The sequence below is a fragment of the uncultured Desulfovibrio sp. genome, assembly GCF_944327235.1.
In the GTDB taxonomy this organism is placed as follows: Bacteria; Desulfobacterota; Desulfovibrionia; order Desulfovibrionales; family Desulfovibrionaceae; genus Desulfovibrio.
Window position 1 is genome coordinate 21,407 of record NZ_CALVHE010000012.1, and the last position, 22,750, is coordinate 44,156.

34 protein-coding genes and 1 tRNA gene are annotated in these 22,750 nt (G+C 60.4%); all 35 read left to right on the top strand.

Going from position 1 to position 22,750, the window contains the following annotated elements; translation table 11 throughout:
• Positions 1 to 485 precede the first annotated feature (485 nt).
• The 35 genes from rpsJ to lon all read left to right on the top strand — a co-directional run bounded on the left by rpsJ (position 486) and on the right by lon (position 22,517).
• On the top strand, positions 486 to 803 hold the full coding sequence (rpsJ, locus tag Q0K00_RS03315; protein WP_296304688.1) for a 30S ribosomal protein S10: 318 nt from the start codon (positions 486 to 488) through the stop codon (positions 801 to 803).
• Between the two features lie 12 nt (positions 804 to 815).
• The gene (rplC, locus tag Q0K00_RS03320) at positions 816 to 1,445 is read left to right on the top strand and encodes a 50S ribosomal protein L3 (RefSeq protein ID WP_297227353.1); all 630 of its coding nucleotides are present in this window, start codon (positions 816 to 818) and stop codon (positions 1,443 to 1,445) included.
• Between the two features lie 10 nt (positions 1,446 to 1,455).
• Complete coding sequence (gene rplD / locus Q0K00_RS03325; RefSeq protein WP_297227354.1) at positions 1,456 to 2,088, top strand: 50S ribosomal protein L4; 633 nt, start codon at positions 1,456 to 1,458, stop codon at positions 2,086 to 2,088.
• Positions 2,089 to 2,090: 2 nt separating this feature from the next.
• Entirely contained in the window at positions 2,091 to 2,381 is a 291-nt protein-coding gene (gene rplW, locus Q0K00_RS03330; protein WP_297227355.1) for a 50S ribosomal protein L23, read from the top strand.
• A gap of 2 nt (positions 2,382 to 2,383) precedes the next feature.
• Positions 2,384 to 3,214, top strand: coding sequence for a 50S ribosomal protein L2 (gene rplB, locus Q0K00_RS03335; protein WP_297227356.1), 831 nt, complete (start codon positions 2,384 to 2,386; stop codon positions 3,212 to 3,214).
• A 9-nt stretch (positions 3,215 to 3,223) separates the two neighbouring features.
• Complete coding sequence (gene rpsS / locus Q0K00_RS03340) at positions 3,224 to 3,508, top strand: 30S ribosomal protein S19 (protein ID WP_297227358.1); 285 nt, start codon at positions 3,224 to 3,226, stop codon at positions 3,506 to 3,508.
• Positions 3,509 to 3,517: 9 nt separating this feature from the next.
• Entirely contained in the window at positions 3,518 to 3,856 is a 339-nt protein-coding gene (gene rplV, locus Q0K00_RS03345; protein WP_296304682.1) for a 50S ribosomal protein L22, read from the top strand.
• Between the two features lie 3 nt (positions 3,857 to 3,859).
• Positions 3,860 to 4,501, top strand: coding sequence for a 30S ribosomal protein S3 (gene rpsC, locus Q0K00_RS03350; protein WP_297227360.1), 642 nt, complete (start codon positions 3,860 to 3,862; stop codon positions 4,499 to 4,501).
• Entirely contained in the window at positions 4,501 to 4,914 is a 414-nt protein-coding gene (rplP, locus tag Q0K00_RS03355; RefSeq protein ID WP_297227361.1) for a 50S ribosomal protein L16, read from the top strand. The genes rpsC and rplP overlap by 1 nt, the downstream gene beginning before the upstream one ends.
• Entirely contained in the window at positions 4,914 to 5,135 is a 222-nt protein-coding gene (rpmC, locus tag Q0K00_RS03360; RefSeq protein WP_297227362.1) for a 50S ribosomal protein L29, read from the top strand. Before rplP ends, rpmC begins: the two co-directional genes overlap by 1 nt.
• An 11-nt stretch (positions 5,136 to 5,146) precedes the next feature.
• Complete coding sequence (gene rpsQ, locus Q0K00_RS03365) at positions 5,147 to 5,410, top strand: 30S ribosomal protein S17 (protein WP_296304678.1); 264 nt, start codon at positions 5,147 to 5,149, stop codon at positions 5,408 to 5,410.
• An 11-nt stretch (positions 5,411 to 5,421) separates the two neighbouring features.
• The gene (gene rplN, locus Q0K00_RS03370) at positions 5,422 to 5,790 is read left to right on the top strand and encodes a 50S ribosomal protein L14 (protein ID WP_006008423.1); all 369 of its coding nucleotides are present in this window, start codon (positions 5,422 to 5,424) and stop codon (positions 5,788 to 5,790) included.
• Positions 5,791 to 5,799: 9 nt separating this feature from the next.
• Positions 5,800 to 6,132: a 50S ribosomal protein L24 gene (gene rplX / locus Q0K00_RS03375; protein ID WP_297227364.1), complete on the top strand. Its 333-nt coding sequence runs from the start codon at positions 5,800 to 5,802 to the stop codon at positions 6,130 to 6,132.
• Between the two features lie 9 nt (positions 6,133 to 6,141).
• Entirely contained in the window at positions 6,142 to 6,681 is a 540-nt protein-coding gene (rplE, locus tag Q0K00_RS03380; protein ID WP_297227366.1) for a 50S ribosomal protein L5, read from the top strand.
• 9 nt (positions 6,682 to 6,690) lie between these two features.
• Complete coding sequence (locus Q0K00_RS03385) at positions 6,691 to 6,876, top strand: type Z 30S ribosomal protein S14 (protein ID WP_297227368.1); 186 nt, start codon at positions 6,691 to 6,693, stop codon at positions 6,874 to 6,876.
• A 183-nt stretch (positions 6,877 to 7,059) separates the two neighbouring features.
• The gene (gene rpsH / locus Q0K00_RS03390; RefSeq protein ID WP_296304674.1) at positions 7,060 to 7,440 is read left to right on the top strand and encodes a 30S ribosomal protein S8; all 381 of its coding nucleotides are present in this window, start codon (positions 7,060 to 7,062) and stop codon (positions 7,438 to 7,440) included.
• Positions 7,441 to 7,450: 10 nt separating this feature from the next.
• The gene (gene rplF, locus Q0K00_RS03395; RefSeq protein WP_297227369.1) at positions 7,451 to 7,990 is read left to right on the top strand and encodes a 50S ribosomal protein L6; all 540 of its coding nucleotides are present in this window, start codon (positions 7,451 to 7,453) and stop codon (positions 7,988 to 7,990) included.
• A 13-nt stretch (positions 7,991 to 8,003) separates the two neighbouring features.
• The gene (gene rplR, locus Q0K00_RS03400) at positions 8,004 to 8,363 is read left to right on the top strand and encodes a 50S ribosomal protein L18 (RefSeq protein WP_297227371.1); all 360 of its coding nucleotides are present in this window, start codon (positions 8,004 to 8,006) and stop codon (positions 8,361 to 8,363) included.
• 25 nt (positions 8,364 to 8,388) lie between these two features.
• On the top strand, positions 8,389 to 8,874 hold the full coding sequence (gene rpsE / locus Q0K00_RS03405; protein WP_297227394.1) for a 30S ribosomal protein S5: 486 nt from the start codon (positions 8,389 to 8,391) through the stop codon (positions 8,872 to 8,874).
• A gap of 2 nt (positions 8,875 to 8,876) precedes the next feature.
• Positions 8,877 to 9,053, top strand: coding sequence for a 50S ribosomal protein L30 (gene rpmD, locus Q0K00_RS03410; RefSeq protein WP_297227374.1), 177 nt, complete (start codon positions 8,877 to 8,879; stop codon positions 9,051 to 9,053).
• Positions 9,054 to 9,078: 25 nt separating this feature from the next.
• Positions 9,079 to 9,543, top strand: coding sequence for a 50S ribosomal protein L15 (rplO, locus tag Q0K00_RS03415; protein ID WP_297227376.1), 465 nt, complete (start codon positions 9,079 to 9,081; stop codon positions 9,541 to 9,543).
• Between the two features lie 97 nt (positions 9,544 to 9,640).
• Positions 9,641 to 10,954, top strand: coding sequence for a preprotein translocase subunit SecY (gene secY / locus Q0K00_RS03420; protein ID WP_297227377.1), 1,314 nt, complete (start codon positions 9,641 to 9,643; stop codon positions 10,952 to 10,954).
• 16 nt (positions 10,955 to 10,970) lie between these two features.
• Positions 10,971 to 11,765: a type I methionyl aminopeptidase gene (gene map, locus Q0K00_RS03425; RefSeq protein WP_297227378.1), complete on the top strand. Its 795-nt coding sequence runs from the start codon at positions 10,971 to 10,973 to the stop codon at positions 11,763 to 11,765.
• A gap of 147 nt (positions 11,766 to 11,912) precedes the next feature.
• Positions 11,913 to 12,026: a 50S ribosomal protein L36 gene (rpmJ, locus tag Q0K00_RS03430; RefSeq protein ID WP_005027799.1), complete on the top strand. Its 114-nt coding sequence runs from the start codon at positions 11,913 to 11,915 to the stop codon at positions 12,024 to 12,026.
• Between the two features lie 14 nt (positions 12,027 to 12,040).
• Positions 12,041 to 12,409: a 30S ribosomal protein S13 gene (gene rpsM, locus Q0K00_RS03435; RefSeq protein WP_297227379.1), complete on the top strand. Its 369-nt coding sequence runs from the start codon at positions 12,041 to 12,043 to the stop codon at positions 12,407 to 12,409.
• Between the two features lie 37 nt (positions 12,410 to 12,446).
• Positions 12,447 to 12,836 (top strand): 30S ribosomal protein S11, encoded by a 390-nt coding sequence (gene rpsK, locus Q0K00_RS03440; protein WP_296304666.1) that lies wholly within the window; start codon positions 12,447 to 12,449, stop codon positions 12,834 to 12,836.
• 34 nt (positions 12,837 to 12,870) lie between these two features.
• Positions 12,871 to 13,497 carry a 30S ribosomal protein S4 gene (rpsD, locus tag Q0K00_RS03445; RefSeq protein ID WP_297227380.1) on the top strand — a complete coding sequence of 209 codons (627 nt, stop codon included), beginning with the start codon at positions 12,871 to 12,873 and terminating at the stop codon, positions 13,495 to 13,497.
• Positions 13,498 to 13,509: 12 nt separating this feature from the next.
• A complete protein-coding gene (locus Q0K00_RS03450; RefSeq protein ID WP_297227382.1) occupies positions 13,510 to 14,553 on the top strand; it encodes a DNA-directed RNA polymerase subunit alpha in 1,044 nt (347 codons plus the stop codon).
• Complete coding sequence (gene rplQ / locus Q0K00_RS03455; RefSeq protein ID WP_297227383.1) at positions 14,543 to 14,944, top strand: 50S ribosomal protein L17; 402 nt, start codon at positions 14,543 to 14,545, stop codon at positions 14,942 to 14,944. The genes Q0K00_RS03450 and rplQ overlap by 11 nt, the downstream gene beginning before the upstream one ends.
• A 64-nt stretch (positions 14,945 to 15,008) precedes the next feature.
• Positions 15,009 to 16,067, top strand: a complete 1,059-nt coding sequence (gene selD / locus Q0K00_RS03460; RefSeq protein WP_297227384.1) for a selenide, water dikinase SelD — start codon at positions 15,009 to 15,011, stop codon at positions 16,065 to 16,067.
• Between the two features lie 44 nt (positions 16,068 to 16,111).
• Positions 16,112 to 16,195 (top strand) — tRNA-Leu (locus Q0K00_RS03465).
• Between the two features lie 396 nt (positions 16,196 to 16,591).
• The gene (gene tig / locus Q0K00_RS03470) at positions 16,592 to 17,932 is read left to right on the top strand and encodes a trigger factor (protein ID WP_297227385.1); all 1,341 of its coding nucleotides are present in this window, start codon (positions 16,592 to 16,594) and stop codon (positions 17,930 to 17,932) included.
• Between the two features lie 127 nt (positions 17,933 to 18,059).
• Positions 18,060 to 18,668 (top strand): ATP-dependent Clp endopeptidase proteolytic subunit ClpP, encoded by a 609-nt coding sequence (clpP, locus tag Q0K00_RS03475; RefSeq protein ID WP_297227386.1) that lies wholly within the window; start codon positions 18,060 to 18,062, stop codon positions 18,666 to 18,668.
• A 2-nt stretch (positions 18,669 to 18,670) separates the two neighbouring features.
• Positions 18,671 to 19,951, top strand: a complete 1,281-nt coding sequence (gene clpX / locus Q0K00_RS03480; RefSeq protein WP_297227388.1) for an ATP-dependent Clp protease ATP-binding subunit ClpX — start codon at positions 18,671 to 18,673, stop codon at positions 19,949 to 19,951.
• Positions 19,952 to 20,069: 118 nt separating this feature from the next.
• Positions 20,070 to 22,517, top strand: coding sequence for an endopeptidase La (lon, locus tag Q0K00_RS03485; protein ID WP_297227390.1), 2,448 nt, complete (start codon positions 20,070 to 20,072; stop codon positions 22,515 to 22,517).
• Positions 22,518 to 22,750 lie beyond the last annotated feature (233 nt).

Consider the following 22,750-nt stretch of genomic DNA (forward strand, 5'->3'; position numbering starts at 1 on the left):
TACGGGGCAAATCCCTGGACGGCAGGGAAGGGCAGATCGAGTCTGTCCTGCTGTATTTCCCCGCAAGGGGAGACTTTGACATGTGCAGGCGTTACCAGATGCCGGACAATGTCGAGCCGTTCCAGCCCGATGACGGATCCCGCTGCCGCGTGCAGCGACCCGGGGCTGTAAAGGTAAGGGGGGATACCCCCATTTGGTGACCCTGCGGGACCTCCTCGCTGCTCCTTCCTGGAGCGGCAGGCATGGGCGACGCCGGGGAGCATCACACGGATGATGCGGCACGCTCATGCGTCCTCACTCCTCCGAATTCCGGGAAACCGGTCCTGTGATGAGCGCTGATCAAGCGCATCTCCCTCGTTGAAAGCCCTACGACGTCCGCCGGGTAGGCGGCCCATCGGGCCATGGGTATGGCTCGTTGTAAGTTGTGAAGGAACCTGCGTTGCACCCAACCGGCGCGGGATGTTTTTTCAAACGGAGTAGGCAACATGACGACAGTTGGCAGCGATCGCATTCGGATCAAGCTCAAGGCCTACGACTTCCGCATCCTGGACAAGGCTGTTGCGGAAATCGTGGACACGGCGCGCAATACCGGTGCCGGTGTGGCGGGACCCATCCCCCTGCCCACCAACATCCATAAATATACCATCCAGCGTTCCGTGCATGTGGACAAGAAGTCCCGCGAGCAGTTTGAAATGCGCATCCACAAACGGCTTATGGATATTCTTGAACCCACGCAGCAGACCGTCGACGCCCTTGGCAAGCTTTCTCTGCCCGCCGGCGTGGACGTGGAAATCAAGCTCTAGTGAGAGGCAGTCATGGCTGAGAAAATGGGAATTTTGGGTCGCAAGCTTGGCATGACCCGTATTTTCGCCGGTGACGGCGCCGCTGTGCCCGTTACCGTGATACAGGCTGGCCCCTGCCCCGTCACCCAGGTGAAAACGGTGGAAAAGGACGGCTACAACGCGTTGCAGATCGCGCTGACCGAAGCCAAGGAAAAGCACGTGGGCAAGGCCATGCGCGGCCATTTTGCCAAGGCCGGCACCGGCCTGTACCGGCACCTGCGCGAGATCCGTCTCGAAGGCGCCCCGGAAATGGAAGCCGGGCAGCAGCTCACCGTTGAGATGTTCGCCGCCGGCGACAAGGTGAAAGTGACCGGCACGAGCCTCGGTAAGGGCTATCAGGGCCGGATGCGCCGCTGGAACTTTGCCGGTTCCAAGGACACGCACGGCTGCGAAAAGGTGCACCGCAACAACGGCTCCATCGGTAACAACACCTTCCCCGGCCACGTGTTCAAGGGCCGTAAGATGGCCGGCCACTGGGGCAATGAAACCGTGACGGAAATGGGCCTTATGATTGTTGACGTGCGTCCCGAGGATAACGTCATTCTGGTCAAAGGTTCCGTGCCCGGCCCCAAGAACGGGCTGGTGCTGATCCGCAAGCAGTAGGAGAAGCAGCATGGCTACCATTACAGTTTTTGACCAGAACAAGGTGAAAGCCGGCGAAGTGACGCTGGCTCCCGAAGTGTTTGAAGTGGAGGCCCGCCCCGAGATCCTCAATCTCGTGGTGCGCGCCCAGATGGCCGCCAAGCGCGCCGGTACGCATCAGACCAAGACCCGCGCCTTCGTTTCCGGCGGCGGCAACAAGCCCTGGAAGCAGAAGGGCACCGGTCGTGCCCGTTCCGGCTCCAACCGTTCGCCCATCTGGCGCGGCGGGGCCATCGTGTTCGGCCCTCAGCCCCGCGACTACAGCTTCAAGGTGAACAGCAAGGTCCGTGCTCTGGCGCTGAAGATGGCGCTCTCCAGCCGTCTGGCTGCCGAGAACCTCATGGTTGTCAAGGCCATCGAACTGCCCGAAGCCAAGACCAAGCACTTTGCCAAGGTGGCTGACACCCTGGGCCTGACCAAGGCGCTCATCGTGACCCCCGAGGACAACGAGGCGCTGACCCGTTCGGCCCGCAACATCCCCGGCCTCACGCTGACCACTCCCGACCGCCTGAGCGTGCTGGAAGTGCTCCGCCACAAGCAGCTCGTGCTGCTGGAAGGCGCCGTCAGCCCCGTGCAGGCCCGCTTCGAGAAGAAAGGGGCGTAGTCATGGAATATACTCAGGTTCTTATCAAGCCCCTGCTGACCGAAAAGACGACCCTGCTCAAGGAAGCGTCCAATCAGGTGGCTTTTTACGTCCATCCCAAGGCCAACAAGCTGGAGATCCAGCAGGCTGTGGAAAAGGCGTTCAATGTGAAAGTGGAATCCGTCAACGTGGTTCGCAAGGCGCCCTCCGATCGTGAGCGCCAGGGCCGCGTGGTCGGTCGCAAGCCCGGCTACAAGAAAGCCTACGTGACCCTGCGTCAGGGCGATAAAATCGAGTTCTTCGAGGGAGTGTAACCATGGCTGTCCGCAAGCTGAAACCGACCTCCGCGGGGCGCCGTTTCCAGACGGTTTCCGATTTTGAGGAAATCACCCGCTCCACTCCGGAGAAGTCGCTGACTGTCGGCCTGACCAAGAAGGCCGGCCGTAACAATAGTGGCCGCGTGACCAGCCGCCGTCGCGGCGGCGGCGTCAAGCGCCTGTATCGTATCATCGACTTCAAGCGCAACAAGCTGGGCATCCAGGCCAAGGTGGCGCACATCGAGTACGACCCCAACCGTACTGCCCGCATCGCCCTGCTGCACTATGCCGACGGCGAGAAGCGCTACATCATCGCCCCCGTGGGTCTGAACCAGGGCGATGTGGTCATCTCCGGCGAAGGCGCGGACATCAAGCCCGGCAACGCCATGCAGATGGCCCGCATCCCCGTGGGTACGGTCATCCACAATGTGGAACTCTACCCCGGCAAGGGCGGCCAGCTCTGCCGCGCCGCCGGTACCTACGCCCAGCTCATCGCCAAGGAAGGCAAGTACGCCTTGCTGCGTCTGCCCTCCGGTGAAGTGCGCAAGGTGCTCGCCGCCTGCGTGGCGACCGTGGGCCAGGTGGGCAATATCCAGCACGAGAACATCTCGCTGGGCAAGGCCGGCCGCAATCGCTGGCTCGGTCGCCGTCCCAAGGTTCGCGGCGTGGCCATGAACCCCATCGACCATCCCCTGGGCGGTGGCGAAGGCCGCAGCTCCGGTGGTCGTCACCCCGTGTCGCCCTGGGGTATGCCTGCCAAGGGCTTCAAGACCCGCGACCGCAACAAGGCGTCCTCGCGTCTTATCATCAAGCGCCGCGGCCAGAAGTAGGAGTAGCACATGCCCAGATCGCTGAAAAAAGGGCCGTTCGTTGACGGCCATCTGATGAAGAAGGTCGAAACCGCCGTGGCCAACAATGACCGCCGCGTCGTCAAGACCTGGTCGCGCCGCTCGACCATCCTGCCCGAAATGGTGGGGCTGACCTTTGCGGTGCACAATGGCAAGAAGTTTGTGCCGGTGTTCGTGACCGAAAACATGGTGGGCCATAAGCTGGGCGAATTCTCGCCCACCCGTACCTTCCATGGTCATGCTGCCGACAAAAAGGCCAAGGCCGGCAAGAAGTAGGGTAGGGATATGGAATCGAAAGCTATCGCAAAGTTCCAGCGGGTGTCGCCCCGCAAGACCCGTCTTGTGGCCAAGAACGTGCAGGGCCGCGGTGTGGAAGAGGCGCTCAACATCCTGCGCTTCACCCCCAACAAGCCCGCTGGTGTGCTGCTCAACGTGCTGAAAAGCGCGCTGGCCAATGCCTCCCAGCTCGGCGGCGTGAATGTGGACGCCATGGTGGTCAAGGAAGTCATCGTGAACGAAGGCCCGACCTGGAAGCGCTTCATGCCCCGCGCTCAGGGCCGCGCCACCAAGATTCACAAGCGTACCAGTCACGTTACCGTCATACTCGCAGAAGGGCAGGAATAGGCTATGGGTCAGAAAGTACATCCGTTTGGCTTCCGGCTTGGGTATAACAAGAACTGGCAGTCCCGCTGGTTCAGCAAGAAGGAATACCCTGCCTTTGTCTACGAGGACAGCAAGATTCGCGCCTTCGTCAAGAAGCTCCTTTACCATGCGGGCCTGGCGAAGATCGAGATCGAACGCGCCGGCGGCAAGGTGCGCCTGATTCTTTCCACCGCTCGTCCCGGCATCGTCATCGGCCGCAAGGGCGTGGAAATCGAAAAGCTGCGCAATGACCTGCGCCAGAAGTTCGGTCGCGAATTCTCGCTGGAAGTGAATGAAATCCGCCGTCCCGAGATCGAAGCCCAGCTGGTGGCCGAAAATATCGCCCAGCAGCTGGAGCGCCGCGTGGCCTTCCGTCGCGCCATGAAGCGCACGGTGACCATGGCCCGCAAATTCGGCGGCGAAGGCATCAAGGTGACCTGCGCCGGCCGTCTTGCCGGTGCGGAAATCGCCCGTACCGAATGGTACCGTGATGGCCGCGTGCCCTTGCAGACCCTGCGCGCCGACATCGACTACGGCTTTGCCGAAGCGCGCACCACCTATGGCATCATTGGCGTCAAGGTCTGGATCTACAAGGGTGAAATCCTTGACAAAGAGGTTGATCAGTAATGCTCGCGCCCAAGAAAGTAAAATTCCGTAAATGGCAGAAGGGCCGTCTGCGCGGCCTCGCCACCCGTGGCGCCACCATTGCCTTTGGCGATATCGGCCTCAAGGCCGTGCAGCACGGCCAGCTCTCCAGCCAGCAGATCGAAGCCGCCCGTATTGCCATGATGCGTCACATCAAGCGTGGCGGCAAAGTGTGGATCCGCGTTTTCCCCGACCGTCCTGTGACCGCCAAGCCTCTGGAAACCCGTCAGGGTTCCGGTAAGGGTGCCCCGGTGGGCTGGTGCGCGCCGGTCAAGCCCGGCCGCGTCCTCTATGAAATCAAGGGCGTCAGCCTTGAGCTGGCCCGCGAGGCTCTGACCCGCGCCGCCCACAAACTGCCCGTGAAGACCATCATCGTGGTGAGGGAGGGGCTGTAATGGCTGCCAAGAAGACCGAAAAGAAGGCCACTGTGCTCAAGGCTGCCGATCTGCGCAAGCTGAGCGCCGAGGAACTGCGTTCCAAGCTGGCCGAAGAGCGCGAAGCCCTGATGACGGCTCGTTTCAAGCACGCCACCGCGCAGCTTGAGAAGACCTCCGAGCTCAAGGCTGCCCGCCGACTGGTGGCGCGCATTTCCACCGTACTGAACGAAAAGGACTAGAGGGCTGAACCATGCAAGCTCTGGAAGATCGCAAGGGCAGAACGCTTACCGGCATCGTGGTCAGCGACAAGAACGACAAGACCATTGTCGTGCGCGTTGAGACGCTGGTGAAGCATCCTCTGCTCAAGAAGTATGTGAGGCGCCGCAAAAAGTTCACGGCTCATGACCCCATGAACGAATGCGGTATGGGTGACAAGGTCAAGATCGTGGAGTTCCGTCCCATGTCGCGCAACAAGCGCTGGCATCTGGTCTCCATCATTGAAAAGGCTGTGTAAGGGTAATCGCCATGATCCAGGTAGAATCTACGCTTCAGGTTGCCGATAATTCCGGCGCCAAAAAGGTGGCCTGCATCAAGGTGCTCGGCGGTTCGCACCGTCGTTACGCTTCCGTGGGCGACATCATCGTTGTGTCCGTGAAGGAAGCCATGCCCCACAGCAAGGTCAAGAAAGGTGACGTGATGAAGGCCGTCATCGTGCGTACCGCCAAGGAAGTGCGCCGCATGGATGGCAGCTACATCAAGTTTGACGGCAACGCCGCCGTGCTGCTCTCCAACCAGGGCGAGCCCGTGGGTACCCGTATCTTCGGACCCGTGGCCCGTGAGCTGCGTGCCGCCAACTTCATGAAGATCATTTCCCTTGCTCCGGAAGTGCTGTAGGAGATGACTATGAAAGCGTATCGCATCCGCAAGGACGACAAGGTGATGGTCATCACCGGCAAGGACAAGGGCAAGGTCGGCAAGGTGCTGAAGATCCTGCGCAAGAAGGATCGCGTGCTGGTGGAGAAGGTGAACATGGTCAAGCGCCATATGCGCCCCAACCCCTACGCGCAGCAGCCCGGCGGCATCGTGGAAAAGGAAATGCCCATCCACGTTTCCAATGTGATGGTGGTCTGCTCGGCGTGCGCCAAGCCTACCCGCGTGGGCTACAAGTACATTGAGTCCGAGGGCAAAACCAAGAAAGTGCGCTTCTGCAAAGAGTGCAACGAAGTCATGGAATAAGGTGATACGATGACCCGCCTTGAAAAGATTTATCGGGAGAAGGTGATTCCGGTACTGCAGAAGGAGTTCAATTACAGCTCCCCCATGCAACTGCCCGGGATCCAGAAGATCTCTCTGAATATCGGTCTGGGCGCCGCCAGCCAGAACAACAAGCTGATGGAAGAAGCTGTGGCCGAACTGAGCGCCATCGCCGGTCAGAAGGCCGTGGTGACCCGTGCCAAGAAGTCCATCGCTTCCTTCAAGCTGCGCGAAGGTATGCCCATCGGTGCTCGCGTCACCCTGCGCAAGGATCGCATGTGGGACTTCCTGGACAAGTTGATGAACTTTGCCCTGCCCCGCGTGCGCGACTTCCGCGGCATCCCGGATCGCGGCTTCGACGGTCGCGGCAACTTCACCCTCGGCATCAAGGAACACACCATCTTCCCCGAACTGGAAGTGGACCGTGTGGAAAATCCCAAGGGCATGAACATCACCATCGTGACCACCGCCAGCACCGACAAGGAAGGCAAGTTCCTTCTTGATCAGCTGGGTATGCCCTTCCGCAAGTAGGAGTAAGCTATGTCGCGCACCTCTCTTGAAGTCAAAGCTCGGCGCAAGGCCAAGTTCAGCTCTCGCGCCTACAATCGCTGCCCCATCTGCGGTCGTCCGCGCGCCTTCATGCGCCAGTTCGGCATCTGCCGTATCTGCTTCCGCAACATGGCCCTTCGTGGCGAGCTTCCCGGCGTTCGCAAGTCGAGCTGGTAAGTCTCTCGCCCGTATCGACGACAAGGGGACGGACTCCGGTCCGTCCCCTTTTTGCTGTGCTGGCCCCGGCGCTCAGGACTTGCCTTTTCTGCATTCCTGGGGTAAAGACTACAGATTCACGTCGGGAAGTGCCGGTATAGGGCCGGTAACCCCGACGATAAAACATGTAGTTAGGAGCTATCGATGATGACAGATCCTATTGCGGATATGCTGACCCGTATCCGCAACGCACATTTGGCCCTGCACAAGGAAGTGAATGTGCCGCGCTCGAAGATGAAAGTGGCTCTGGCCGACATCCTCAAGCGGGAAGGTTACGTCGAAGACGTGGCCATGGATGAGCGGAACATCACCATCACCCTGAAGTACCTCAAGGGCAAGGCCGCCATTTCCGGCCTCAAGCGTGTGAGCACCCCCGGCCGTCGTGTGTACGTGGGCGCCCATCACATCCCCAAGGTGCAGAACGGCCTCGGCATTTGCATTCTGTCCACGTCCAGCGGCGTGCTGGACGGCATGACCGCTCACGAAAAGAAGGTGGGCGGCGAACTTCTGTGTGAAATCTGGTAGGCGGTGCACCATGTCTCGTATTGGAAAACAGCCTATTGCCGTGCCTTCCGGCGTTGAAGTCAAGATCGGCACGGACGTTGTGGAAGTGAAGGGACCCAAGGGCACCATCAGCACGCCTATCTGCAGCCTGCTCAACTATGAACTGGCCGACGGGCATGTGGTCATCACCCGCCGTGAAGAGACCCGTCAGTGCCGTGCGCAGCACGGGCTGCGCCGCACGCTGCTGGCCAACTGCATCGAGGGCGTGACCAAGGGTTTTTCCAAGTCCCTGGAAGTCGTCGGCGTGGGTTACCGCGTTGCCGTCAAGGGAAATATGGTCGAGCTCTCCGTGGGCTATTCCCACCCCGTAATCATTGAGCTGCCCGAAGGCATCAAGGCCAGCGCGGAAGGTCAGGTCCTTACGCTCACCGGCGTCAATAAGGAACTCGTGGGCGAAATGGCCGCCAAGATCCGCCGTATCCGCAAGCCTGAACCTTACAAGGGCAAGGGCATCAAGTATACCACCGAGACGATTCGCCGCAAGGTCGGCAAGTCGGGCGGCAAGAAGTAGGTAGGGGGCGCACATGAAACTTTCCAAGAATGAATCCCGTCAGCGCCGCAAGATCCGCATCCGCAAGAAGGTCAACGGTACGCCTGAACGTCCGCGTCTCGTGGTGTATCGTTCCAACATGCACATCTATGCGCAGATCGTGAACGACATCGAAGGCGCGACCCTTGTTTCCGCCTCCACCCTGCAGCTTGCCAAGACCGAAGCCGGCGTGCACTGCAATCTTGAAGGCGCCACCAAGGTCGGCAAGGAAATCGCCCGTCTGGCCAAGGAAAAGAATATCAGCCAGGTGGTGTTCGATCGCAACGGTTACCTTTACCACGGCCGCGTGAAAGCCGTGGCAGACGGCGCGCGCGAAGGCGGCCTGGAGTTCTAATATGCGTGAAAATACCGAAACCCCGATGAACGAACTGGGCGAAATCGAAAAGATCGTCGCCCTGAATCGCGTGGCCAAGGTCGTCAAGGGCGGTCGCCGTTTCAGCTTCAGCGCGCTTGTGGTCGTCGGTGACGGCAAGGGCGGCGTGGGCTTTGGCCTGGGCAAGGCGCAGGAAGTGCCTGAGGCCCTGCGCAAGGCCACTGAACGCGCTCGCAAGAGCCGCGTGCAGATCCCGCTGGTGGACGGCACTCTGCCGTACGAAGTGCTGGGCCGCTTCGGCGCTGGTCGCGTCATGCTCAAGCCGGCTTCCGAAGGTACGGGCATCATTGCCGGCGGTGCCGTGCGCGCCGTCATGGAAGCCGTGGGCGTGCGCGACGTGCTCGCCAAGGCCATCGGCACCAACAATCCCCACAACGTGCTGCGTGCGACCATGCAGGGCCTCGTCTCCCTGCGGAGCGCTGACGAAGTCTCCGAGCTGCGCGGCAAGAAGCTGGAAGCCCCGAGGAAGTAGTCATGGCGGAAATCAAGGTCAAACTCGTGCGTTCGCGCATCGGCAGCACCCCTGCGCAGCGCAAGCTGTTGGACTCCCTTGGCCTCAAGCGTCGCGAAAAGGTCAGGACGTTCCAGGACACCCCGGCCATCCGGGGCATCATTGCCAAAGTTTCGCACCTGGTAGCCGTGGTCGAGTAGTCACGGAACCGGAGGAGTATAGATCATGCAGTTGCACAATCTCTTTCCCTTCCCGGAAGAGCGCAAAACCCGCCGTCGTGTGGGCCGTGGCGCCGGTTCCGGCCTTGGCTGCACCTCGGGCAAGGGCCACAAGGGCCAGAATGCCCGCGCCGGCGGCGGTGTGCGTCCCGGCTTCGAAGGCGGTCAGATGCCCTTGCAGCGCCGTCTGCCCAAGCACGGCTTCAAGAACTTCCTGTTCAAGGTGACCTACGACGTCGTCAATCTTGACCGTCTGCTGGAAGCCTTTGCCGGCAGGGGCGCGATCACGCTTGACGACATCTACGCTCGCGGCCTCGCCCGCATGGGTGCTCCTGTGAAGGTGCTCTCCCGCGGCGAAGTCAGCGTGGCCGTCAAGGTGCAGGCGCACAAGTTCAGCCAGGCTGCCGCGGAAAAGATCCGCAACGCCGGCGGCGAAGTGATCGAACTGGAAGCGGCTTCCGCGAATAACTAAGTAAACACGTCCGACCGCGAGTACGCGCCGCGCCATTGCCCGGAGAGGGCAATGGCGGGCGCATTCACACTCCGGGAGCAAAAAGAACGAGTATTGCATGGCATCTGGAACCGTGAACAACATGGACGGGCAGCGTTCGCTCGTCAAACGTCTTGGCTGGACGTTCCTGCTTCTGTGTTGCTACCGCATCGGCGTTCACGTGCCGGTGCCGGGCGTGAACACCGAAGCCCTCAAGGCCTACATCGACAGTATGCAGGGCACGCTTTTCGGCATGTTCGACATGTTTTCGGGCGGTGCGCTGTCCAACGTGTCGGTCTTTGCCCTTGGCGTCATGCCGTACATCTCGGCGTCGATCATCATGCAGCTCCTGCAGGTGGTCAGCCCTGACATCAAGCGTATGGCCAAGGAGGAAGGCCAGGCCGGACGGCGAAAGATCACGCAATATACCCGCTACCTCACGGTACTCATCACCCTCGTGCAGGGTTTGGGCATTTCCGTGGGGCTTGAGGCCATGCGCAGCCCGTCCGGCGCGTCCATCGTGTTGGATCCGGGCTGGCAGTTCCGCATGATGACGATGGTGACCTTCACGACCGGCTCCATGCTGGTGATGTGGTTTGGCGAACAGATCACGGAACGCGGCATCGGCAACGGTATCTCGCTCATCATCTTCTGCGGTATCGTCGTGGGCATCCCTCGCGGCATCATGCAGTCCGTCGAGCTGATCAGTTCGGGAAGCATGTCCATTTTCGTGGCGGTTTCCGTCCTGCTGCTCATGGCGGTCGTGCTGACGGCCATCGTCTTCATCGAGCGTGCGCAGCGGCGCATACCGGTGAGCTATGCCAAGCGCCAGATCGGGCGCAAGATGTTCGGCGGACAGAACACACACTTGCCGTTGCGTTTGAACACGGCCGGGGTGATCCCGCCCATCTTCGCCTCGTCCCTGCTCCTGTTCCCGGCTACGGTCGGTCAGTTTGCCACCAATGAATACGTCAAGCGTGTCGCTGACTTCTTTGCGCCGCATACGATAATGTACAATGTCATCTATGTGGCCCTGATCTTCTTCTTCTGCTACTTCTACACGGCCATCATCTTCGATCCCAAGGACATGGCCGAGAACCTCAAGAAGAACGGCGGCTTCATCCCCGGCATTCGTCCCGGCGAGAAGACGCAGGAGTACATCGATACGGTCCTGTCCCGCCTCACCCTTTCGGGCGGCGTGTACATTTCCATCGTATCGGTTCTGCCCATGCTCATGTACAGCTGGTTCAACGTGCCGTTCTATTTCGGCGGCACGAGCCTGCTCATCCTTGTGGGTGTGGCGATGGACTTCATGAATCAGATCGAGTCGCACGTGATTTCCACGCAATATCAGGGACTCATGAACAAGGCACGCAAGACCGGCAGGCTCTAGGCCCAAGGATACGTACATGAAAAAATACCAGGGCGCATTTATCAAGAATGACCGTGAAATCGCCTGCCTTCGGGAGGCGAACCGCATGGTTGCCAATATTCTTGACGCCATCGGGGACGCTGTGGTCCCCGGGGTGCCGACCATGCGCTTTGAAGAGATCGCGCGCGATATGTGCGCGAGCTACAAGGTGAAACCGGCATTTCTCGGTTACTGCGGCTACCCCTATGCCACCTGCTGTTCCGTCAATGAGCAGGTTGTTCACGGTTTTCCTTCCCCGCGGCTGCTTGAGGAAGGCGATATTGTGAGCGTGGATATGGGTGTGGTGTATGAGGGGTTCGTGGGTGACGCCGCACGGACGTTCCCCGTAGGTCAGGTGAGCCCGGAAGCGCACCGTCTCATGCAGGTGACTGAAGAAAGTCTCTACGTCGGTATCGAGCAGGCCAGGGCAGGCAATGATGTCTATGCCATCGGCGCTGCCGTTCAGGCCTATGTGGAGGCAGCCGGTTTCAATGTCGTGCGTCGTTTCGTCGGCCACGGGGTCGGCGCCAAGATGCACGAAAAACCGGAAGTGCCCAACTTCAAGCCCGGGATGCGGGGACTTACCCTGCAGAACGGCATGGTGATCGCCATCGAACCCATGGTGACCATCGGCACATATGAAGTGGACATTCTGGAAGATAAATGGACTGCCGTGACGCGGGATGGCAAGTGGGCCGCTCACTTCGAGCACAGCGTCGCCATAACCCATGACGGCCCGCGCATCCTGAGCATATCGGATCGCGGACTCAACCGGCAGACCATTGGTAGTTGACAGTCGAACGAAAGATGGATAAAGGTTTCTGTTCCTGCCGCCCCAACCGGGGGAGGAGCAGCCCACTGGCCCGGATTTCTGGCCGGGATTGCGGCAAGTAAATTCGGGCATGCAAGGCAAGGCCTTGCCGCCAATTGGAGACGAGTTATGAAAGTCAGACCTTCCGTCAAGAAAATATGCCCCAAGTGCAAAGTTATCCGGCGCAAGGGCGTTCTTCGAGTTATCTGCGAAAACCCCCGGCACAAGCAGCGCCAGGGCTAGGCAGGAGACGTACTGTGGCGAGAATTGCAGGTGTTGATTTGCCGCGCGGCAAACGGGTGGACATTGCTCTCACCTATATTTATGGCATCGGCCGTACGACGGCCCTCAAGATCCTCGACACCACGGGTGTCAACTGGGAACGCAATATCGACGATCTTTCTGCCGATGAAGTGAACGAGATCCGTAAGGAACTCGAACAGAACTACAAGGTGGAAGGCGATCTCCGCCGTGAAGTTTCCAGCAATATCAAGCGTCTCATGGACATCGGCTGCTACCGCGGACTTCGTCATCGTCGCGGTCTGCCCGTGCACGGTCAGCGTACCCACACCAACGCCCGTACCCGCAAGGGGCCCCGTCGCGGCGCTGTGGGCAAGAAAAAGTAACATTGATTCGCGCAAACGAGATTGAGGGATAGTAGTCATGGCCAGACCCAAGAAAGCGGTCAAGAAAAGGGAAAAGAAGAACATTCCTGTGGGCATCGCTCACATCCAGGCTTCTTTCAATAATACCATCATTACGTTTACCGACACCCGCGGCAACGCTGTGAGCTGGGCTTCTTCCGGCCAGAGCGGCTTCAAGGGGTCGCGTAAGTCCACGCCCTTCGCCGCTCAGGTGGCAGCCGAAACCGCGGCCCGCAAGGCTCAGGAAAACGGTATGCGCACCGTCGGCGTGTATGTGAAGGGCCCCGGTTCCGGTCGTGAAGCCGCCATGCGCGCCATTGCCGCAGTCGGTTTCCGTGTGGCTTTCATTCGTGACGTGACGCCCATCCCGCATAACGGATGCCGGCCGCCCAAGCGCCGTCGCGTCTAGTTGCGGAACGCTTCAGCTACAAGAGGATTGATTCATGGCCAAATATACCGAAGCCAAATGTCGCATCTGTCGCCGTGAGGGCTGCAAGCTGTTCCTCAAGGGTGACCGCTGCTTCACTGATAAATGTGCTCAGGATCGTCGTCCCTATGCGCCTGGTCAGCATGGCCGCGCTCGCAAGAAAGTGAGCGAATACGCGGTGCAGCTGCGCGAGAAGCAGAAGACCCGTCGTACCTACGGCATTCTGGAACGCCAGTTCCGCGGCTACTTTGAGAAGGCGGAAATGCAGAAGGGCGTGACCGGTACCAACCTGCTGGTCATCCTCGAGCGTCGTCTTGACAATGTCGTCTACCGTATGGGCTTTGCCAATTCCCGCAACCAGGCCCGCCAACTCGTTCGTCACGGCATCTTCACGCTGAACGGCCGCAAGGTGAACATCCCCTCGCTGCAGGTCCGCGTGGGTGATACGGTTGAAGTTCCCGAAAAGAACCGCAAGATCCCCGTGATCGCTGAAGCGCAGGAAGTGCTGGCGCGTCGCGGGTGCCCCAGCTGGCTGGAAGCCGACGGCGCCGCGTTCAAGGGTACGGTGAAAGCCCTGCCGCAGCGTGATGACATCCAGTTCCCGGTCAACGAACAGCTGATCGTCGAACTTTACTCGAAATAAGGCGGGTGAGCCATGCTTAACAAACAGGGCGAACGCCTCATCAATTCGCGTAACTGGAACGAACTGGTCAAGCCTGATCAGATCGTGCGCGAGGATGAGACGGCCAGCAGCTCCCACGGCAAGTTCGTGTGCGAGCCGCTGGAGCGCGGATACGGCACTACCATCGGCAACGCCATGCGTCGTGTGCTCCTGGCTTCTCTTCAGGGAGCGGCCTTTGTCTCTGCGAAGATTTCCGGAGTACAGCACGAGTTCACGACCATCCACGGCGTGCTTGAGGATGTGACGGATCTTGTGCTCAACCTCAAGCAGGTACGCCTGCGCATGGATACCGACGAACCGCAGCGCCTCACGCTCCGGGTGGATCGCAAGGGCGCGGTGACAGCCGCCGACATTCAGGAGAACCAGCACGTTACCGTGCTGAATCCCGAACAGCACATTGCCACCCTGACCGAGGACATCACGCTTGAGATGGAGCTCGAAGTGCGTATGGGCAAGGGCTATGTCCCTGCCGACATGCACGAGGGCCTTGCCGACGAGATCGGCCTGATCAAGTTGGATTCGAGTTTTTCGCCGGTGCGCAAGGTTGCCTATACGGTGGAGCAGGCTCGCGTTGGTCAGATGACCAACTATGACCGGCTCATCCTTGAAGTTTGGACGGATGGCTCTCTCACGCCTGAAGATGCCATTGCCTACAGCGCCAAGATCATCAAGGATCAGATCTCCGTTTTCATCAACTTTGATGAGCGGATTTCCGGCGATTGCCATTCAGGCAGCACCGACAGCGGTGAGCTGAATGAGCATCTCTTCAAAAACATTGATGATCTCGAACTTTCCGTGCGTGCGACCAACTGCCTGCGCAGTGCCAACATCTCTCTTGTCGGTGAGCTGGTGCAGCGCAGCGAGTCCGATATGCTCAAGACCAAGAACTTCGGGCGCAAATCTCTTGACGAGATCAAGAGCGTGCTGCTCGATATGGGCCTTGACTTCGGTATGCGCGTCGACGGTTTCGAGAAGAAATACCAGGAATGGAAAAGGAAGCAGCAAAATGAGGCATAGCAACTCCGGCAGAAAACTTTCGCGCACGCCGTCGCATCGCAAGGCTCTGCTCCACAATCTCGCCAAGGCGCTTCTTATTCATGGCCGTATCCGCACCACGGAGATGAAGGCCAAGGAACTGCGCGGCGTGGTGGAACCTCTGATCACCCTTGCCAAGCGTAACGACATGCATGCTCGCCGTCAGGCTTACCGCGTGCTGTGTGACTATGCGCTTGTCAAGCGCCTGTTTGATGAGATCGGGCCCAAGTTTGCCGGTGTCCCCGGCGGCTATACCCGTATCATGAAGCTGGCCATGCCCCGCAAGGGCGATAATGCCCCCATGGCGATCATTGAACTGACCCGTCTCGAAGAAGCTGCGGCCGCTCCTGAAGCTGCTGCCGCCAATGCCTAGACGGTTGGAAAACTGAGTATCTTCAAGGGGCCTTTTGGCCCCTTTTTTTATTACAGGTGGTATCATGCGTCTTTTGGACAAGGCCAAGGCCGCCGGCTGAGCAGCCAAAGTGGCTCCAGAGGCTCTGGAGCGTATCCTTTGCGGGCTGATGACCGCCATGCCTCCCGATCTCGAATCGCGTGTGCTTGCCGGACGGGCCCGCAATGAAGACGCGGTCGTGCTGCGGTTGCCCCCGGGGCGTGCACTGGTGCAGACGGTGGATGTCCTGGCGCCTGTGGTCAATGACCCGTACGCATTCGGGCGGATAGCAGCGGCCAATGCGCTTTCCGACGTCTACGCCGTGGGCGGCGAGCCGTGGTCGGCAATGAACATCTGCTGTTTTCCTGCCTACTTGCTGCAAGATGACGCCGAAGAGATCCTGGCCAGCATCCTGCGGGGCGGTCTTGATGCGATCATTGAGGCAGGAGCCGTGTTGGCTGGCGGGCACTCGGTGCAGGACGACGAACTCAAGTTTGGTCTGGCCGTGAGCGGACTCATCGACCCTGAGCATATTGCCGTCAACTCGGGGTTGCGACCCGGCCAGAAGCTTCTTTTGACCAAGCCTATCGGCACAGGAGTTCTATCCACAGCGGTCAAAGCGCTTTGGGATGGTTGGGAGGAGGCTGAAGCACAACTTTCTCACTGGTGTGGAAAATTGAACAAGACGGGGGGGGGCATCATCGCCTCACGCCGACTGACGGCCGCAACGGACATCACCGGCTTTGGTCTTGGTGGGCATCTTTTGGAAATGGCCCGCGCGTCGGCTGTGCGGGTCGCCATAGACGTGGAAAGCGTCCCTCTCATGCCGAGGGCGCTCGAATATGCACGGCTGGGCTTCATACCTTCGGGGAGCCACGCTAACCGCCTGTACTGCGCACCGTATACTGAATGCGCCCAGCAGCTGGACGAGGCGCTCGAAAGTCTGCTGTTCGACGCGCAGACTTCGGGAGGGCTCGTGCTGGCGGTATCGGCTGACCAGCTTGATGCGGTAAGCGATGAATTGCTGGCTGCGGGCGATCTCGCAGCCTGCATCGGGGAAGTCCTGCCGACAGCCGACGTACAGCCTGGGTTGCTGCTGCGCTGAGAATCTTGCGAGCGTGCGTTCTCTGTGCTAGAGGTCTTGGGCGGGCGAGAGTGGCGGAACTGGTAGACGCACTGGACTTAGAATCCAGCGGTTCATCCGTGGGGGTTCAATTCCCCCCTCTCGCACCAGCCGCATGAGGCCGCAATCTCGCTTGCCTCATACCACCCCCTCAGAAGCTTTTCGCCAGACTCCGGTCCGCACGGCTGGTGTGCTGCCTCTGTTTCATAGATCAGCTGCCGGTCCACTTCGTAAGCGACAGCGGTCCCCCATCCTTTTCCGCCGATTCCCACGCCTGGACGCTATTGCTGAAAGGCTCTCCTCCCTTGTAACGAAAGGGAACGACGCGCTTTGTCCTGCGGTTCCGACGAGCGTCGCAGGCCGCGCCGGGAGCCGTTACCCGGTGGGCTTGTGTTGCCCTGCTCTTTGTGGTAGCAGAGACGGTTCCCTCTGCAGAAAGCCGTCAAGACCTGCGGGATCGCAGCGAGCGTGGCAGACGGGAGAAAAAATCGCCCAAGGAGCGCCCTGTGGAATACACCATTGAAGAACTTTCCCCGGTAAAAAGGAAAATCAGCATTGTCGCCGAAGCCAGTGACGTGGATGACGCCATAGCGCGTTCCGTGGCCTACTACCGCAAATCCGTGCAGATCGACGGTTTCCGCAAGGGCAAGGTGCCGGCTTCGGTGGTGGAAAAGCGCTTCCACGATCATATCTATCAGGAGGCGCATCAGGCGCTGGTCAATGCCAAGGTCGGTGAAGCGCTGGCCAAGGCCGCGCTGGAACCGGTCTCCGGCATCCAGTTTGCCGACGATGGCGGCGCGCTGACACGCGGCAAGGGACTCAGCTTCAGCGTCGAATTTGAAGTGCTGCCCGCCTTCGAGCTTCCGGTCTATGAAGGTATGGAAGTGGAGAAGGAAAAGGCCGTCGTGACGGATGAGGAAGTGGATGCCGTCATCGAACGTATCCGCCGCGACAGGGCCGAACTGCTGGACGCTGAAGGCGACGGTCCCGCCGTGGACGGCCAGGTGGCCCGCATCAGTTTTGAAGCTTTTGAGGACGGCAAGCCGGTCGACGATCTCAAGACCGAGAATTTCGACCTTCCGTTGGGCGAAGGGCAGGCGCTCGAAGATTTTGAAAAGTTGGTCAAGACCGTGAAGACCGGTCAGACCGGCGAAGGCGATATCGCGTTCCCGGCCAACTTCCCGGCGGAGAATCTTGCCGGCAAGACCCTGAAGATCCGGGTGACTGTCCACGCCATCAAGCAGCGCAAGCTGCCCGAAGCCAATGACGAACTCGCCAAGCAGGTGGGTGCGGAAAGCATGGAGAAGCTGCGCGCGAGCATCCGCGACAGCTATGCCCACAGCCGTGAGAACGCCGTGCGCAGCGCCGCGCAGAAAAAGATGCTGGACAAGATGCTGTCCGGTCTGGAATTCCCGCTGCCGGAAAGCCTGCTCGACATGCAGATCCGTACGCTCATCGCTGAGACGGCGGCCCGCCTCGAGCAGCAGGGCAGGAAGCTTGCCGATCTGGGCAAGACCGAAGACGAACTCCGCAAGGACATGTACAAGCAGGCCGAGGAGCTGACGCGCATCCAGGTGCTCCTGCTCTCCATCGCCCGCAAGGAAGGTCTGAGCGTCACGCAGGGCGAGCTGGACAACCAGCTGTACCGCATCTGCATCCAGACTGGCGAAGATTACCGCAAGGTCCGGGAAGCCTATGAACGCACCGGCATGATCCACACCATGCGCGACCGCCTGCTGGCCGACAAGGCCATGGATGCCGCCTTTGCCAAGGCGACGGTCAAGGAAGTGGAGCCCATGAAGGAGATCACCCCCGTCAAGAAAGATACGGCCCGGACCGCCGACTAGGCGTCAGTGCCGCACCGGTATAGACAACGTCGCACCGCAAGGTGCGGCGTTGTCGGAGTTTTCAGCCTTCCGGCGGAGCGGCCCCGGTATCCGGCGGACACTACTTTCCCACGAGCGAGGAAGTTTCATGCAGGCCTATCAAATTCCCTTTGTCATCGAAAACACGGGTAGGGGAGAGCGCTCCTACGACATTTATTCCCGTCTGCTCAAGGACCGCATCGTCCTCTTGAGCAGCGAGGTGACAGATGCCGTGGCTTCGCTGATCTGCGCGCAGCTGCTTTTCCTGGAGTCGCAGGACCCTGAGCAGGAGATCAACCTCTACATCAATTCGCCGGGCGGCTCCGTGACGGCGGGGCTCGCCATCTACGATACCATGCGGTACATCACCTCGCCCGTGACCACGGTGTGCATGGGGCGGGCCGCCAGCATGGGGGCCTTCCTGCTGTCCGCCGGCAAGCCGGGGATGCGCTTCGCGCTGCCCAACAGCCAGATCATGATCCATCAGCCGCTGGGCGGCTATCAGGGGCAGGCTACGGATATCGAGATCCATGCCCGCGAGATCCTGCGCATCAAGGAACGCCTCAACAGACTGCTGGCCGAGCATTCCGGCCAGAGTTATGAAACCATCGTCAGCGCCACGGAGCGCGACAAGTTCCTCACGCCCGAGGAGGCGCTCGAGCTGGGCATCATCGACCGCGTGCTGGTCTCCCGCCGCGATCTGGAGGAAAAGAACTAGCCATGTCCGACACCACGTCGTCCGATACGAGGCAGGAGCTGCGCTGCTCTTTCTGCGGCCGCCCCGAAAGTGAAGTCAGCAACATGATCACGCAGGAACATGCCTGCATCTGCGATCAGTGCATCAAGGCCTGCGGGGAGCTCATCGCCCGCGACAGGCTGCAGCATGACGATTCGCCGGAGCGTCTGCTCTCGCCGCAGGAGATCAAGGAACGCCTTGACGAGTACGTCATCGGGCAGCATGACGCCAAGAAGATCCTTTCGGTCGCTGTCCACAATCACTACAAGCGGGTATTCTACGCCGATGCTCTGGGCGACGACGTCGAGCTGGAAAAAAGCAATATCCTGCTGGTGGGCCCCTCCGGTAGCGGCAAGACCCTGCTGGCCAAGACGCTGGCCAAGGTGCTGCGCGTGCCCTTCGCCATAGCGGACGCCACGACGCTGACCGAGGCGGGCTATGTGGGCGAGGACGTGGAGAACATCCTCGTGCAGCTCCTGCAGAATGCCGACTATGATCTGGAGGCGGCCAGCAAGGGCATCATCTATATCGACGAGATCGACAAGATCTCCCGCAAGAGCGACGGTCCTTCCATCACTCGCGACGTATCCGGGGAAGGGGTGCAGCAGGCCCTGCTCAAGATCATCGAAGGCACCGAGGCCAACATCCCGCCCAAGGGGGGCCGCAAGCACCCCCAGCAGGAATTCATCCGCATGAACACGAGCAATATCCTGTTCATCGTGGGCGGGGCTTTTGTGGGGCTCGACAAGATCGTGGAGTCGCGCGTGAGCGGCGGGGCCATGGGCTTCGGCGCGCATGTGCGCAGCAGCAAGGGGATGCCGCTTTCGGAACTGCTGGAAAAGATCCATCCGCAGGATCTGGTGAAATTCGGTCTCATCCCCGAATTCGTGGGCCGTATCCCCATCATCACCCATGTGGACGAGCTGGACGAGCCGGATCTGGTACGCATCCTCACCGAGCCCAAAAACGCGCTGGTGCGGCAGTATCAGAAGCTGTTCGAGCTGGACAACGTGCAGCTGCGTTTCACGACCAATGCTCTCAAGGCCATCGCGCACAAGGCTATCGAGCGCAAGACGGGGGCACGCGGTCTGCGCAACGTGATGGAACGCATCATGCTGGACATCATGTTCAAGCTGCCGTCCCTGCCCAACGTCAAGGGCTGCCTCATCAATCAGGCCGTCATCGAGAAAGGCAAGGAACCCGTCCTCCTGTATGCGGATGACGGCGATTTCCCTGCCGACGCGCTGGACGATCAGGCTGTATGACATCTTTTGCGCCGGGGCGTGCGTGAGCATGGCTCCGGCGCGGTGGCTTTTCCGTTGCGATGAACACGCGCGGACGGCGTGGAGCCTTCCGCAGCGTGAGGGATCATGAGGATAATCTATGTCCGCATTCCAGTACGGCGTCGGCCCGGCGCAAACCCTGCCGTTCATGCCCCTGCGGGAAGTGGTGATGTTCCCCCGCTCCATCATGCCGCTCTTCGTGGGGCGGGAGGCTTCCATCAAGGCCATCGAGGAAGCGCAGGCGAAGTACGGCAAATATATCTTTCTGGTCTCGCAGAAGGAAGCGGAGGTGGAGCGCCCCGGCGGCGACGATCTGTATGCCGTGGGAGTCGTCTGCAAGGTGTTGCAGATGTTGCGCCTGCCGGACGGCACCATCAAGGTGCTGTTTGAAGGCATGAATCGGGCCGTCTGGCGCAGCCTTCTGGATTCGGCTTCCTGCCCGCTCGTGCAGGTGGAGGAGCTGCCGGAGACGGAAAGCCGTCCCGAAGAGCGGGAGGCGTTGGTCCGGGCCGTGCATGAGTCGCTGGAAGAGTATGCCAAGGGCAACAAGAAGATCTCTCAGGAAGCCGTACTGGCCATCCTGGCCCAGCGCGATCCCGGTGCGCTGGCGGACGCCGTGTTGCCGCATCTCAAGGTGGACTATCGCCGCAAGCAGGAGGCGCTGGAGCTGACGGACGTCACCGAGCGGCTGGAAAAGGTGTATGAGCTGCTGCAGGGCGAGGTGGCGCTCGTCAGCATGGAAAAACGCATCAAGAACCGCGTCAAGGTGCAGATGGAGCGCAACCAGCGCGAGTACTACCTCAGCGAGCAGATCAAGGCCATCAACAAGGAGATGGGCCGCGACGACGATCCGCAGGCCGAGATGGACGAGCTGGAGCAGAAGCTGCGCGAGCGGAACATGCCTGAGGAGGCGCGGGAAAAAGCCCTCTCCGAAGTCAAGAAGCTGCGTGCCATGCCTCCTTCCGCCGCGGAATATACCGTGGTGCGCAACTATGTGGACTGGATACTGGATCTACCGTGGTGCGACCTCAAGGAAGTCGATATCGACATCGAGAAGGCCCGCGCCATCCTTGACGGCGACCATTTTGGTCTGGAAAAGCCCAAGGAGCGCATCCTCGAATATCTGGCCGTGCAGAAGTTGTCCAACGGCCTGAAAGGCCCCATCCTCTGCCTCGTGGGCCCGCCCGGCGTAGGCAAGACCTCGCTGGCCAAGTCCGTCGCCAAGGCTACCGGGCGCGACTATGTGCGGCTGGCGCTGGGCGGCGTGCGGGACGAGGCAGAGATCCGCGGGCATCGCCGTACCTATGTGGGGGCCTTGCCGGGCAAGATCATCCAGTCCCTCAAGCGGGTCAAGTTCAACAATCCGCTGTTCTGTCTGGACGAGATCGACAAGATGAGTTCCGACTATCGCGGCGATCCGGCCTCGGCGCTGCTGGAGGTGCTGGACCCGGAACAGAACGCCACGTTCATGGATCATTACCTTGATCTGGAATACGACCTGTCCAAGGTCTTTTTCATCACCACGGCCAACTCCCTGCACTCCATCCCGGCCCCTCTGCTGGACCGTATGGAGATCATCGAGCTGAACAGCTATCTGGAGACGGAAAAGCGCCATATCGCCCGCAATTTCCTGCTGCCGCGACAGATCGAGGAACACGGCCTCAAGGAGCACAATATCCGTCTTTCCGAGAACGCGCTGCTGGAGATCATCCGCTCGTATACCCGCGAGGCGGGCGTGCGCAATCTGGAGCGTGAGATAGGCGCTCTTTGCCGCAAGACGGCCATCCGACTGGTGGAAGAGGGCGACCTGAACAAGTGCGTGACCATCTCCCGCCAGAGTCTGCCCGCCATGCTGGGCGTCAAGCGTTACCGTCACGAAGAGCGGGAAAGCGAGCCGCAGGTGGGGGTGTGCGCCGGTCTGGCCTACAATCAGCGCGGCGGGGAGATCCTGCTGGTGGAGACCAGCCTCATGAGCGGTTCCGGGCAGGTGGTGACCACCGGACAGCTTGGCGATGTCATGAAGGAGTCGGCGCGCGCCGCCCTGAGCTATGTGCGTTCGCGGGCCGAGGTCTTCGGGCTGGATCCGCGTTTCCATCGCAAGGTGGACATCCATGTGCATGTGCCGGCAGGGGCCACGCCCAAGGACGGGCCGTCGGCCGGCATCACGCTGGCGACCTCCATCACTTCGGCCTTGCTCGGCATCGCCGTGCGTAACGACGTGGCCATGACCGGAGAGATCTCCCTGCGCGGTCGCGTGCTGCCCATCGGCGGCCTGCGGGAAAAGTTGCTGGCCGCGCGGCGCAGCGGCATCCGCTGCGTCATCATGCCTCGCGACAATGAAAAGGATCTCAAGGAAGTGCCGGACGAGGTGCTCAAGGACCTGGAGATCATCTTTGTGGAGCATGTGGACGAGGTGCTGCCTCATGCGCTGGACGCGCCGCGCGAGGCCATCTTTTCCGGCGAGGGCACGGCGCAGCCGCTCTATCTGTCGCTGCGCGCCGGTGCCATGAAGCACGAAAGCGGCGACAAGCACCAGCCCGCGCAGTAAGGCATAAGCCTTCGTTGCGTTTTTTTCGGGGAGGGGAACCTTTTGTGGACAAAAGGTTCCCCTCCCCGATCCCCACCCTTCCAAAAAACCTTACTTGTCCAGACGCAGAGCCTCGCAGCATGGGAAGGCGTCGCCTGACCGCAAGCCAGCCAGACTCTCTAGGTGTTGTGTTCCGATAGGTTGTTCACCCTTTCCTCATTCGGTAAGTTGGAAGTTAGCAGACAAACCAACAA

What these genes read in the sequence shown, in the direction of transcription:
- rpsJ (WP_296304688.1), top strand. Translation starts at nt 486, where the DNA reads ATGACGACAGTTGGCAGCGATCGCATTCGGATCAAGCTCAAGGCCTAC.
- rplC (WP_297227353.1), top strand. Translation starts at nt 816, where the DNA reads ATGGCTGAGAAAATGGGAATTTTGGGTCGCAAGCTTGGCATGACCCGT.
- rplD (WP_297227354.1), top strand. Translation starts at nt 1,456, where the DNA reads ATGGCTACCATTACAGTTTTTGACCAGAACAAGGTGAAAGCCGGCGAA.
- rplW (WP_297227355.1), top strand. Translation starts at nt 2,091, where the DNA reads ATGGAATATACTCAGGTTCTTATCAAGCCCCTGCTGACCGAAAAGACG.
- rplB (WP_297227356.1), top strand. Translation starts at nt 2,384, where the DNA reads ATGGCTGTCCGCAAGCTGAAACCGACCTCCGCGGGGCGCCGTTTCCAG.
- rpsS (WP_297227358.1), top strand. Translation starts at nt 3,224, where the DNA reads ATGCCCAGATCGCTGAAAAAAGGGCCGTTCGTTGACGGCCATCTGATG.
- rplV (WP_296304682.1), top strand. Translation starts at nt 3,518, where the DNA reads ATGGAATCGAAAGCTATCGCAAAGTTCCAGCGGGTGTCGCCCCGCAAG.
- rpsC (WP_297227360.1), top strand. Translation starts at nt 3,860, where the DNA reads ATGGGTCAGAAAGTACATCCGTTTGGCTTCCGGCTTGGGTATAACAAG.
- rplP (WP_297227361.1), top strand. Translation starts at nt 4,501, where the DNA reads ATGCTCGCGCCCAAGAAAGTAAAATTCCGTAAATGGCAGAAGGGCCGT.
- rpmC (WP_297227362.1), top strand. Translation starts at nt 4,914, where the DNA reads ATGGCTGCCAAGAAGACCGAAAAGAAGGCCACTGTGCTCAAGGCTGCC.
- rpsQ (WP_296304678.1), top strand. Translation starts at nt 5,147, where the DNA reads ATGCAAGCTCTGGAAGATCGCAAGGGCAGAACGCTTACCGGCATCGTG.
- rplN (WP_006008423.1), top strand. Translation starts at nt 5,422, where the DNA reads ATGATCCAGGTAGAATCTACGCTTCAGGTTGCCGATAATTCCGGCGCC.
- rplX (WP_297227364.1), top strand. Translation starts at nt 5,800, where the DNA reads ATGAAAGCGTATCGCATCCGCAAGGACGACAAGGTGATGGTCATCACC.
- rplE (WP_297227366.1), top strand. Translation starts at nt 6,142, where the DNA reads ATGACCCGCCTTGAAAAGATTTATCGGGAGAAGGTGATTCCGGTACTG.
- Q0K00_RS03385 (WP_297227368.1), top strand. Translation starts at nt 6,691, where the DNA reads ATGTCGCGCACCTCTCTTGAAGTCAAAGCTCGGCGCAAGGCCAAGTTC.
- rpsH (WP_296304674.1), top strand. Translation starts at nt 7,060, where the DNA reads ATGATGACAGATCCTATTGCGGATATGCTGACCCGTATCCGCAACGCA.
- rplF (WP_297227369.1), top strand. Translation starts at nt 7,451, where the DNA reads ATGTCTCGTATTGGAAAACAGCCTATTGCCGTGCCTTCCGGCGTTGAA.
- rplR (WP_297227371.1), top strand. Translation starts at nt 8,004, where the DNA reads ATGAAACTTTCCAAGAATGAATCCCGTCAGCGCCGCAAGATCCGCATC.
- rpsE (WP_297227394.1), top strand. Translation starts at nt 8,389, where the DNA reads ATGAACGAACTGGGCGAAATCGAAAAGATCGTCGCCCTGAATCGCGTG.
- rpmD (WP_297227374.1), top strand. Translation starts at nt 8,877, where the DNA reads ATGGCGGAAATCAAGGTCAAACTCGTGCGTTCGCGCATCGGCAGCACC.
- rplO (WP_297227376.1), top strand. Translation starts at nt 9,079, where the DNA reads ATGCAGTTGCACAATCTCTTTCCCTTCCCGGAAGAGCGCAAAACCCGC.
- secY (WP_297227377.1), top strand. Translation starts at nt 9,641, where the DNA reads ATGGCATCTGGAACCGTGAACAACATGGACGGGCAGCGTTCGCTCGTC.
- map (WP_297227378.1), top strand. Translation starts at nt 10,971, where the DNA reads ATGAAAAAATACCAGGGCGCATTTATCAAGAATGACCGTGAAATCGCC.
- rpmJ (WP_005027799.1), top strand. Translation starts at nt 11,913, where the DNA reads ATGAAAGTCAGACCTTCCGTCAAGAAAATATGCCCCAAGTGCAAAGTT.
- rpsK (WP_296304666.1), top strand. Translation starts at nt 12,447, where the DNA reads ATGGCCAGACCCAAGAAAGCGGTCAAGAAAAGGGAAAAGAAGAACATT.
- rpsD (WP_297227380.1), top strand. Translation starts at nt 12,871, where the DNA reads ATGGCCAAATATACCGAAGCCAAATGTCGCATCTGTCGCCGTGAGGGC.
- Q0K00_RS03450 (WP_297227382.1), top strand. Translation starts at nt 13,510, where the DNA reads ATGCTTAACAAACAGGGCGAACGCCTCATCAATTCGCGTAACTGGAAC.
- rplQ (WP_297227383.1), top strand. Translation starts at nt 14,543, where the DNA reads ATGAGGCATAGCAACTCCGGCAGAAAACTTTCGCGCACGCCGTCGCAT.
- clpP (WP_297227386.1), top strand. Translation starts at nt 18,060, where the DNA reads ATGCAGGCCTATCAAATTCCCTTTGTCATCGAAAACACGGGTAGGGGA.
- clpX (WP_297227388.1), top strand. Translation starts at nt 18,671, where the DNA reads ATGTCCGACACCACGTCGTCCGATACGAGGCAGGAGCTGCGCTGCTCT.
- lon (WP_297227390.1), top strand. Translation starts at nt 20,070, where the DNA reads ATGTCCGCATTCCAGTACGGCGTCGGCCCGGCGCAAACCCTGCCGTTC.